The sequence below is a fragment of the Streptomyces sp. NPDC001914 genome, assembly GCF_042891215.1.
Taxonomy (GTDB): domain Bacteria; phylum Actinomycetota; class Actinomycetes; order Streptomycetales; family Streptomycetaceae; genus Streptomyces.
Genome location: NZ_JBIASW010000013.1, coordinates 51,608 through 63,006, shown reverse-complemented (window position 1 = coordinate 63,006; position 11,399 = coordinate 51,608). Strand labels below are relative to the sequence as shown.

At 74.0% G+C, this 11,399-nt stretch carries 5 protein-coding genes; all 5 read left to right on the top strand.

Annotation, left to right across the window (positions count from 1 at the left end; translation table 11 throughout):
- Positions 1 to 422: 422 nt before the first annotated feature.
- The 5 genes from ACFYYF_RS30370 to ACFYYF_RS30350 all read left to right on the top strand — a co-directional run bounded on the left by ACFYYF_RS30370 (position 423) and on the right by ACFYYF_RS30350 (position 11,351).
- Positions 423 to 4,442 (top strand): FHA domain-containing protein, encoded by a 4,020-nt coding sequence (locus tag ACFYYF_RS30370; protein ID WP_388780820.1) that lies wholly within the window; start codon positions 423 to 425, stop codon positions 4,440 to 4,442.
- Positions 4,443 to 5,107: 665 nt separating this feature from the next.
- Positions 5,108 to 6,511 carry an ABC transporter substrate-binding protein gene (locus ACFYYF_RS30365; RefSeq protein ID WP_388780720.1) on the top strand — a complete coding sequence of 468 codons (1,404 nt, stop codon included), beginning with the start codon at positions 5,108 to 5,110 and terminating at the stop codon, positions 6,509 to 6,511.
- Positions 6,512 to 6,518: 7 nt separating this feature from the next.
- Positions 6,519 to 7,859 carry a carbohydrate ABC transporter permease gene (locus tag ACFYYF_RS30360; RefSeq protein ID WP_388780719.1) on the top strand — a complete coding sequence of 447 codons (1,341 nt, stop codon included), beginning with the start codon at positions 6,519 to 6,521 and terminating at the stop codon, positions 7,857 to 7,859.
- Positions 7,856 to 8,767: a carbohydrate ABC transporter permease gene (locus ACFYYF_RS30355; RefSeq protein ID WP_388780718.1), complete on the top strand. Its 912-nt coding sequence runs from the start codon at positions 7,856 to 7,858 to the stop codon at positions 8,765 to 8,767. Before ACFYYF_RS30360 ends, ACFYYF_RS30355 begins: the two co-directional genes overlap by 4 nt.
- Positions 8,768 to 8,918: 151 nt before the next feature.
- A complete protein-coding gene (locus ACFYYF_RS30350) occupies positions 8,919 to 11,351 on the top strand; it encodes a CDP-glycerol glycerophosphotransferase family protein (protein WP_388780717.1) in 2,433 nt (810 codons plus the stop codon).
- Positions 11,352 to 11,399 lie beyond the last annotated feature (48 nt).

Sequence of the window (11,399 nt, the reverse complement as noted above, 5' to 3'; positions counted from 1 at the left end):
TTTCCGACCCACTCTAGTGCCGCCCTGCCCGGCAACGGGCTGTCCTGCCCGTGTGCTTTCCCATAGGTCCCGTGCGTACCTGTGGTTCGCATAAGCGCTTACGCAGACACGGCCGTCCCCGTTCGACGGAAATGCCGCTCGCACGTGTTCACGGAAAGACGCTCACTCCGGTCGCTTGGTTGCCCGGACCGGGCGTGAGCGATCTCAAGCCGACATCGGGCGGGCACTGGTCAGGAACTTTTACGGGCAGAGCCGACCAATCAAGATCACTTACGGGTGGGGGGCGGGCGTGTTGTCGGTGGCAGGTGCGAGGATGCCTCCAGTTACTGGCCGACGTGCCCGTGTGCGGTGGGGGATCTGCGGTGGGGGACCGCAGCGCAGCCTCGTCGCGGGCGCCTGTGCTGAAGGGACCCCTGACGGCGATGCAGATCCGGCTGACCGTCGTAGACCCGCTGGGCCCGCCCTCGGAGCCGCGGGGGCGAGCCACGGCCTGCGATGTGCTCGTCACCGCGCCCGCCGGGACGGCGCTGGCCGCGGTCGCCTCGGGGCTGGCCGCGGCGGTCGGGGGAGGCGGGGGCATCTCCCAGGGCGAGCGGGGCCGTGAGTCCGGCGGGGGTCAGATCGTGCTCTACGCGGGCGCGGAGCGGCTCGACGCCCAGCGCTGCACGCTCGGCGAGCCGCCGCTGACCGACGGTGCCGTGCTCAGTCTGGGCGCGCCCGCCGAACCCGGTCCCGACCTGGACGACGTCTCGGCCCAGCTCCATGTGGTCGCGGGACCGGACGCCGGCGGTGTGCACCTGCTGCACGGCGGCCAGATCCGCATCGGGCGCTCCGCCGACGCCGACGTGCCCCTGGACGACCCGGACGTTTCCCGGCTGCACTGCGCGGTCACCGTCACCCCCGAGGGCCGCGTCTCGGTCGCCGACCTCGGGTCCACGAACGGCACGACACTCGACGGCTCCCGCGTCGGCGGCCGCCCCGTCGCCTTCACCGCGGGCGCGCTGCTGCGCGTCGGCGAGTCCGCCCTGCGGCTCGCCCCGCCGGGAGGCCCGGGCCACGCGGAGACGGCTCCGGACGGCGAGGGCCACGTACGCGTGCGGACCGGCTCCGCCGAGGACGCTCCCGCCCGCTCCGGCGGGTCCCCCGGACACGGAAGCCCGGCCGCCGACGGCACGGGCCGGCCCGGCCCGGCCTCCCCGCATTCCACGCCCGCCCGTTCCGGCGGGCACGCCGGGCCAGGCACACCGGCGGGCACCTTCCCCTCCCCTCGGCCGGGCACGGCCTCCCCGGGTTCCGCGAGCTCCGCGCCCCCGGCGGCGCCCGAGGCTCCCGCGGGCGCCGGCGGCTTCACGGCGGAAGTCTCACCCGGCGGCACCGCCCCCGGACCGGGCGCGGCCTCCGCCGCGTCGCCGGGTTCCGGGGAAGGCGGTGTCCCCCAGCCGCGCGGTGCCGTGCCGCACGCGCGCGGAGAGAGCGCCTCCCTCAGCCAGGGAGGCGGCCTGCCGCCCGCGGGCGAGACGCACCACGCCTACGGGACCGCGGAGTGGGGTGCCTCGGCGGGCGGAGTCCCCGGAGCGCTGGAGCACGGACGGGCGGTGCCACTCGCCGTACCGGAACAGGGCCGGGCACCCCGGATCGAGAGCGGGCCGCGGAGTTCGACGACGGAGGGCCACGGCTCCGGCACGTCCGCGCGCGCGGAGGGCGGGCTCGCGGGCTCCGGCGGCCCGGACAGCGCCGATCGGAACGGCGCGGAGACCTTCGGCCCCGACGCCTTCGACACGTCCGGCGCCCCGGGCGCGGACATCCCGGCGCCGCGCACGGACACGCCCACACGCGGCACCGACCTGCCGCCGGACGCCCGCAGGCGGGGCGGCATCGGCGCGTGGGCCCGGCGTCTGGCGGGCGGCCGCGGCGGACCGGCCCAGGCACGGGAGACGTACGAGGACGGAGCCGTCGCGGTCGGGGAACCCCTCCCCGCCGTGCGGCGCTCGCCGGAGAGCTGGCCCGATCCGGCGACCCTGCTGCTCACCGCGCTCGGCCCCGGTCCCCGGCTGTGGGAGCGCGGCCCCGGCCACCCCGAGGCCCTGACGGTACGGCTGGGCACGGCCGACCGCGCGGCGCCGGACGGCTCGGGCCTGCTGCCCGCGGTGCCGGTGACCGCCGGGCTCCGGGAGGCCGGTTCACTGGGCCTGGCAGGACCGCGGGCGCGGCTGTCGGGGCTGGCCCGCGCGGTCGTCGCACAGCTCGCCGCGCTGCACTCCCCCGACACCCTGGAGATCGTCCTCATCAGCACCGACCGGGCCCGTCCGGTCGAGGAGCGCACCGCCGAGTGGTCCTGGCTCGGCTGGCTCCCCCATCTGCGTCCGGCGCACGGCCAGGACTGCCGTCTGCTCCTCGCGTACGACCGTGAGCAGGCGGCGGCCCGCACGGACGAGCTGCTGCGCCGCCTGGAGGACCACCTGGCGGAGGCGGAGGGCGCGCCGCGCGTCCGCCGTCCGCGGCCCCAGGGCTCCGGTGCCACGGTCCCGGCCGCCCGGTCCGCGGCGCACGACACCGGCGCCGGAGGCGCCTTCCCGTCCGGCGAGGGCGGTGCGCGGGATGCCGCACGCAGGCCGTCCTGGGCGCGGGCCGACGACATCGACGAGGGGTACGACGGCCCGTACACGGTGGTGATCGTGGACGGGGACCCCGGGGGCGCCGACGTGCGCGAGGGGCTGACGCGCCTGGCGCACGAGGGCTCGCGGGCCGGAATCCATCTGGTGTGCCTCGCCGAGACCGTCGCCGCCTCGCCCGCGTCGCCGGTGACGGAGACCTACGAGGCGGCGTGCGCGGTGTCGTCGGCGTTCCGCGCCTGCGGGGCGGTGGCGCTGCTGAGCGGGGACGTGGCCACGGCACTGCGGCTGATGCGGGTGGCGCCGGGCGGCGGCGAGCACGCCCCCGAAGGGGCGCCGGACGGCCGGTCCGACGGCGCCGGGCGGGGTTCCCCGGCCGCGCACACCTCCTCGGCGCACTCCGGTGCCCGGCACGGGGGAGCCACCCACACGGGCATCCCGCGCCCCGCGTCCGGACGGCACACCGGTTCCGGCGGCCGCGCCGACGCCGGCGCGTCCCGGACGGCCTCGGGCGGCGGAGGCCCGTTCCCGCGCGGCCCCGTGGGGCACGGCACCGTCGCCGCCGTGGACGCCGTGTCCCTCGCCTGGGCCGAGCGGTTCGCCCGGTCCCTCGCCCCGCTGCGGACGGACGGCACGATCGGGGACCGGCACCCGCGCGTGTCGGCGCCCCTGCCCCAGACGGCCCGTCTGCTCGACGAGTTGGGGCTGGCGCGGGCCACTCCCGCCTCCCTGATGGCGCGTTGGGCGGACGCCGCGGACGACAGCGAGGCGTTCGGCGGACGGGCGCGGGCGGTACTCGGCGCGGGCCCGCGCGGTCCCGTCGCCGTGGACCTGCCCGTCGAGGGCCCGCATCTGATCATCGAAGGCCCGCCGGGCAGCGGCCGTACGGAACTGCTGTGCTCGGTCGCCGCCTCCCTGGCCGCGGCCGAACGGCCCGACCGGCTCGGGATCGTCCTCATGGACGGACGCGACGGAACCGCGGCCCACGGCGGCACGAGTGGCGGGGAAGGCCTCCAGGTCTGCACCGACCTGCCGCACGTCAGCACCCATCTCACGGCCAACGACCCGGTCCGCATGCGGGAGTTCGCCCAGTCGCTGAGCGCCGAACTGAAGCGGCGGTCCGAACTGCTGGGCCGGCTCGGCTTCGCGGAGTGGCACGCCGGGCGGACGGTCCCCGGCCGGATCGTGGCCCAGCGCTCGGGCGGAAGCTCACCGGGCGGGACCTCGTCCCTGGGCGCCTCGGACCTCGACACCCCGTCCACCTCGACGCTGCGGCTGCGCCCGGCCGCCGGACGCCGGGAGAGCGATCCGGGCCCCGCGCTGGCCCGCCTGGTCGTGGTCGTGGACGATCTGGACGCCCTGCTGGCACCGCCGCTGGGGTCGCCGGGACGCCCGGCGGCCGGTTCGGTCGTACGGGCCCTGGAGGCCGTCGTCCGGGAGGGCGACCGGCTCGGGGTGCACCTCGTGGCCGCGACCGGCGGCGACACCCGGACGGCCACGTCGGAGCTGGCGCGCTCCACCGCGCTGCGCGTCACCCTCGACGCGCCGTCGCCCGGACCCGAGGAACCCGCCCCCGGGCGGGGCCGGCTGCGGCTCCCGGACGGCCGGGAGACCTCGTTCCAGGGCGGGCGGGTCACGGGTCGCATTCCGCGGACGGCGACCCTGCGTCCCACGGTCGTCCCCCTGGAGTGGCACCGCATGGGCGACCCGCCGGCCCGCCGCCCGGTGCGCGAACTGGGCAACGGCCCCACGGACCTGGCCCTGCTCGCCAGCGCCCTGGAGCGGGCCGCGCGCTCCGTCTCCGCCACGGAGATGCCCTCGCTGCTGTGATCCGCGGCCGGGGGCTCCAGACCGCGCGACCCGCGCCCCGGAGCCCCCGACCCGGACACCCACCGCACCCCGGACACCCGCCACCCCCCGGGCGCCCAGGCACGCCGGACCCCCTGACCGCCACACCCCGCTTCCGGTTTGTCCCCGGCCCCGACACCCACCGCACGCCGGGTCCAGCAGCTGTACGGCACACTTCGGCTCACCCGCTCGACCAAGGCACTGGGCATCCCGACCGCCGCAACCGGCTGCGCGCGCCCCCAGCCCCGACACCCCCGGACACCTCAGCCCCCGCACCCCGCTGCGCGCGGTCCCCAGCCCCGACACCCCGACCGCACCCCGGACACCTCAACCCCGCGCCCCGCGGCCCCGCGCCGGACACCCCGGCCCCCGCACCCCGCACCCCGCAACCGGGACGCCCGCACCCCCGGAATCCGCGACCGGCGGCCCGCGACTCCGCACGTCACAGAGCCGGCGCCGCTTCGGTCTCTCTCCGGCCGAGCGGGCCCGCCGCATCGCTTCGCCATGACGTGACGTCACGACCCCGTCACGATCGCCCACTTGACACGACCGGCGGTCTTGCCGCCCTCGACCGGGCAGGCGTAGACCGGAGTGATCCGGGCAGCAGCCGCTTTGACGTTCGACGAAGAACGAAGAACGGGGCAGTGATGCGCAGCATTCCGCAGATACGCAGGTCGCCCGATCACTCCACCCGCCGCTCGCGCAGAGCCGTGCAGGCCGCCGCGGCCGCGGTCGTCGCGGGTGCGCTCACGCTGACGGCGTGCGGTGGCGGCGATGACGACAAGGGAGGCGACGGGGGCAAGGCCACGGAGAGCAGTGGCGCGGGCTCCGTCACCCTGCCCAAGCTCGACGGGGCCTCACTGGAGGTCGCCGCCGTCTGGACCGGTGCGGAACAGGCCAACTTCAAGAAGGTGCTGGCCGAGTTCGAGAAGCGCACCGGCGCGAAGGTCACCTTCGTACCGGCGCAGGACCCGATCATCAACTTCCTCGGTTCGAAGATCGCCGGCGGCGCGCCCCCGGACGTGGCGCTGCTCCCCCAGGTCGGCGCGGTGAAGCAGGCCGTCGACAAGGGGTGGGCCAAGCCCGTCGGCCCCGACGCGCAGGCGCAGTTGACGAAGAACTACGCGCAGGGCTGGCAGGACCTCGGCAAGGTCGACGGCAAGCAGTACGCCGTGTACTACAAGGCCGCCAACAAGTCCCTGGTCTGGTACAACACCAAGGTCTTCGAGAACGCGGGCGCCAAGGAGCCGAAGACCTGGAAGGAGTTCCTGGCAACCGCGCACACGGTCTACGACTCCGGAGTCACCCCGGTCTCGGTCGGCGGCGCGGACGGCTGGACGCTCACCGACTGGTTCGAGAACGTCTACCTCTCCCAGGCGGGACCCGAGAAGTACGACCAGCTCGCCCAGCACAAGATCAAGTGGACGGATCCGTCCGTGAAGGACGCGCTGACCACGCTGGCCCAGTTGTGGGGCGACAAGAACCTCATCGCGGGCGGCCCGGACGGCGCGCTCCAGACGGAGTTCCCGGCCTCGGTCACGCAGACGTTCACCGGCGGCGACCAGCCGAAGGCGGGCATGGTCTTCGAGGGCGACTTCGTGGGCGTCAACATCGCGGAGACCAAGGCGAAGATCGGGACGGACGCGAAGGTGTTCCCGTTCCCGGCGGTCGGCGACAAGGCGCCGGTGGTCAGCGGCGGTGACGCGGCCGTCGTCCTGAAGGACTCGAAGGCGGCCCAGGCGCTCCTGACGTTCCTCGCCTCGCCGGACGCGGCGACCATCCAGGCCAAGCTCGGCGGCTACCTCTCCCCCAACAAGAACGTGCCCGAGTCCGCGTATCCCAACGCCGTCCAGCAGGCCATCGCCAAGGCGCTGATCGCGGCCGGCGACGACTTCCGCTTCGACATGTCCGACCAGGCCCCGCAGGCCTTCGGCGGCACGCCCGGCAAGGGCGAGTGGAAGGACCTGCAGGACTTCCTGAAGAACCCCAAGGACGTGGCGGGGACGCAGGCGAAGCTCGAATCGGACGCCGCAGCGGCCTACAAGGGCTGATCCGGACATGACGTCGGCGACGGCCGGGGGCACCGCACCGGTGCCCCCGGCCCGTACACGCAAGAGCGTGACCGGGACCCGCAGGACGGTGGCGGCGCTGTTCCTGCTGCCCGCCCTGGTGCTCCTCGGCGCGCTCGTGGTCTACCCGATCGGGTACTCGGTCGTCCGCAGCTTCTACGACCAACAGGGCGACTCCTTCGCCGGGTTCGACAACTACAGGGCGCTGTTCACCGACGACGGCATCCGCACCGCGCTCAAGAACAACGTCATCTGGGTGGTGTTCGCCCCGACGGTCGCCACCGCGCTGGGCCTGATCTTCGCGGTGCTCACCGAACGGGTGCGCTGGGGAACGGCGTTCAAGCTCGTCGTCTTCATGCCGATGGCGATCTCGATGCTCGCCGCCGGCATCATCTTCCGGCTGGTGTACGACCAGGACCCGGACAAGGGCGTCGCGAACGCGGTGTGGGTGGGGGTGCACGACACCTTCGCCCCGTCGTCGGCGTTCCCGAAGGCCCACCCGGGCCGGAAGTCGCCCCTCACGGCCGACGGGGGCGGGTTCATCACCCGGGACGCCGTGCGCACCGGGCAGTCCGTCGCCCTGCCGCTGGTGGGCGTCGCCCCGGACCAGATGCCCGACAGCGCCGGGAAGGCGGTGTGGGCGGCCGGCGATCCCGGCCGGGTCACCGGCACGGCCTGGCAGGACTTCACCCGCGGGAAGGGCGTCGGCAGGCTCGGCCAGGTCGACCCGGGCGAGCTGGGCTACTCCGGGATGAGGATCGAGGCGGTCAAGGACGGCGAGGTCGTCGACTCCGCGAAGGTGGGCGCCGACGGCACGTTCTCGCTCTCGGGCAAGGCGGACGGAGCACGGCTGCGGCTCCCGGCGAGCAACTTCGCGGAGCCGTACAACGGCGTCGACTGGCTGGGACCGTCCCTGGTCACGCCGGCCATCATCGGCAGTTACGTCTGGATGTGGGCGGGCTTCGCGATGGTGCTGATCGCGGCGGGCCTGGCGGGTGTGCCGCGCGAACTCCTGGAGGCCGCCCGGGTCGACGGGGCGAACGAGTGGCAGGTGTTCCGCCGGGTCACCGTGCCGCTGCTCGCACCGGTGCTCGCGGTCGTCGCCGTCACCTTGATGATCAATGTGCTGAAGGTCTTCGACCTGGTGTTCATCATCGCCCCCGGCTCCTCCCAGGACGACGCGAACGTGCTGGCCCTCGAGCTGTACCGCAAGGGCTTCTCGGAGGGCAGGCCGGGCGTGGCGAGCGCCATCGCGGTGTTCCTGCTCCTGCTGGTGATCCCGGTGATGGCCTTCAACGTGAGGCGGCTCAGGCGGGAGGTGCGGCGATGAGCACGCATGCCGGACAGTTGGCGAAGACCGCGCCCGTGACGGCGGTGAGCAGGGCGCGCCCCTCGCTCGGTTCACGGATCGCGAGCGGACTCGGCGGCACCGTCGTACGCGTCTTCCTGGTGCTGGTCGGCCTGTTCTGGCTGGTGCCGACGATCGGACTGCTGCTGTCCTCGCTGCGCAGCTCCGAGGACATGAGCGGCAGCGGCTGGTGGAAGGTGTTCAGCGCGCCCTCGCAGCTCACCGTGGACAACTACCAGAAGCTCCTGGAGAACAGCGACATCACCAACTCGCTGCTCAACACCGTGCTGATCACGGTCCCGGCGACCCTGCTGGTCGTCGTGATCGGCTCGCTCGCCGGCTACGCCTTCGCCTGGATGGAGTTCCCCGGCCGCGACTGGTGGTTCCTCGGCGTGGTCGGACTGCTGGTCGTCCCGGTGCAGGTGGCCCTGATCCCGATCGCCGAACTCTTCGGGAAGATCGGCGTCTTCGGATCGGTCATCGGCGTGGTCCTCTTCCACGTCGGATACGGGCTGCCCTTCGCGGTGTTCCTGCTGCGGAACTTCTTCGCGGAGATCCCGAGGGAGCTCCTGGAGGCGGCCCGGCTGGACGGCGCGGGCGAACTGCGGCTGTTCGCCCGGGTCGTGATGCCGCTCGGCGGTCCCGCGATCGCCTCGCTGGGGATCTTCCAGTTCCTGTGGGTGTGGAACGACATGCTGGTCGCGCTGGTGTTCTCCGACTCGGGGAGCCAGCCCATCACGGTCGCTCTCCAGACGCAGGTACGCCAGTTCGGCAACAACATCGACGTGCTGGCGCCGGGTGCCTTCATCTCGATGGTGATCCCGCTGGCCGTGTTCTTCGCGTTCCAGCGGCAGTTCGTCTCCGGAGTGATGGCGGGCGCGGTCAAGTAGGCCGATCATGTGGGTGCTTGAGGGGCGGGCCGGACACCGGCCCGCCCCTCGGCGTTCACCCCGCGTCCCCCGGATGCCACATCTGGCGTAACCAAGTCACCCCTTCGGCCGTTCCCGGGCAGGTATGCCCGCGCCGACCCATGGATGTCCCGTGCCCCGGTTCAGTGTCATCGTCCCCGTGTACAAGGTTCAGGCGTACCTGCACGAGTGCCTTGAATCCGTGCTCGGACAGTCCTGCCCGGATCTCGAACTCATCGCGGTCGACGACTGTTCACCCGACGCCTGCGGGGCGGTCATCGACGAGTTCGCGGCCCGCGACTCGCGGGTGCTGGCCGTGCACCTGCCCGAGAACGTGGGCCTCGGGCCCGCCCGCAACGCCGGTCTCGAACGCGCCACGGGCGACTACCTGATCTTCCTGGACAGCGACGACACGCTCACCCCGGACGCACTGCGGGCGGTCGCGGACCGGCTCAAGGAGACGGGCGACCCGGACGTCCTGGTGTACGACTACGCGCGCACGTACTGGTCGGGCGAGGTCGTACGGAACAAGGCCGCTGCGCAGCTCACCGAGGAGGGCCCGGCGCCCTTCGCCCTGGAGGAACGGCCCGGACTGCTGAAGCTGTTGATGGTGGTCTGGAACAAGGCGTACCGCCGGGAGTTCGTCGAGCGCGCGGGCTTCAGGTTCCCGCCCGGCTACTACGAGGACACGCCCTGGACGTATCCGGCGCTGATGTCCGCCGGGACGATCGCGACGCTCGACCGGGTCTGCGTGCACTACCGCCAGCGGCGGCACGGCAGCATCCTCGGCACCAGCAGCCGCAAGCACTTCGACGTCTTCGAGCAGTACGACCGCGTGTTCGCGCATGTCGCCGCGCACCCGGAGCTGGACCGGTGGCGTCCGGTGCTGTTCCGGCGCATGATCGACCACTTCGCCACGGTGTTCGTGAAGCGGGACCGGCTGCCGCGCGCGGCCCGGGCCGAGTTCCTGCGCAAGGCCCGCGCGCACTACCGCCGTTACCGCGTCCCGGGTGCGCCGGCCGGTCCGGGCACCCGGCTGCGCCACGCGCTGGTGGGCCTCGGCACGCATCGCACGTACCGACTGCTGTCGTTCCTGTCGCGGGTCAGGAAGAGAGCCGTGCGGTCGGCCGCCGGGCTGCGCCGCGCGGTGCGCGCCGCCGCGCTCCGCCTCCACTACCGCGTACAGCTCCGACTGCCGCTGCGCGCCGACCGTGCCGTCTTCTCCAGCTACCGGGGCCGGGGCCACGGCTGCAACCCGGGGGCACTGGAGTCCGCGTTCCGCAGCTTCGCTCCGCACATCCGCACCGCGTGGATCGCACACCCCGAGCACCACGACACGATCCCGGACCGGACGCGGCGGCTGCGTCCGGGCACGGCGGGGTACTGGACGGCGCTCGCCCGCTCCAAGTACCTGGTGAACAACGTCGACTTCGACCGGCGGCTGGTCAAGCGGCCCGGTCAGATCATGATCCAGACGCAGCACGGGACACCGCTGAAGCGGATGGGGCTCGATCTCCAGGACCGTCCGGCCGCCGCCCGCGGCACCGACTTCGCCGAGCTGCTGCGCGGTGCCGACACGTGGGACTACTGCCTGTCCGGCAACCGCCACTCCACGCTGGTGTGGGAGCGCGTCTTCCCCTCCTCGTACACGACGCTGGAGTACGGGCTGCCCCGCAACGACGTGTTCCAGCACGCGACTCCGGCGGACGTGGACCGGCTGCGCGCCTCGCTCGGCATCCCCGCGGGCACGGTCGCCGTGCTGTACGCGCCCACGTACCGGGACTACCGGCACAGCCGGCCGCGCACCCTGGACCTGGAGCGGGTGCTGCGCGAGCTGGGCCCGCGGTTCGTCGTGCTGGCCCGCGCCCATCACTCCTACGGGGCGCCGCTCGCGGAGACGGCGGGCGGCCGGGTCATCGACGTGACCGGCCACCCGAGCATCGAGTCGCTGTGCCTCGCCTCGGACGCGCTCGTGACCGACTACTCGTCGCTGATGTTCGACTACGCCGTCCTGGACCGGCCGATCGTCGTCCTCGCGGACGACTGGGAGGCGTACGAGGCGGCCCGTGGCACCTACTTCGACGTGCGCGCCTTCCCGCCGGGAGCCCTCGCGCACGGCGAGGACGAGCTGATCGACGTCTTCGCGACCGGGCACTGGCGCGGCCCGGAGTCGGCGCGGCTGCGGGCCGCGTTCCGCGAGCGGTTCTGCCCCTACGACGACGGGCGGGCCGCCGAACGGGTCGTACGGCATGTGGTGCTCGGCGAGAGCGCCGGACTGCCGCCGTTCGTCCCCCTCGCCGAACGCCACCCGGTCCCCTCGGCCGAGGCGGCCCTCGCACGCGTGCCCGGGTCCGGCCGGCCGCTCGTGAGCGTCCCGGACGCCGGCCGGCCGCTCGCGGGCGCCCCGGACTCGGACCGGCCGCTCGGTCGCGTCCCGGACTCCGGCCACTCACCCGGAACCGTCCCGGTCCCCGACCGGCCGCTCGGGAGCGTCCCGGGCACGGACCGGCCGCTCGGGAGCGTCCCGGCTCCCGGAGCCGCCGTTCCGTCGGCCGAGACCCTCTGACCCGGAGTCCGCGTGTCCTCCAGTCCCTCGCGGCCCACGCCCACCCGG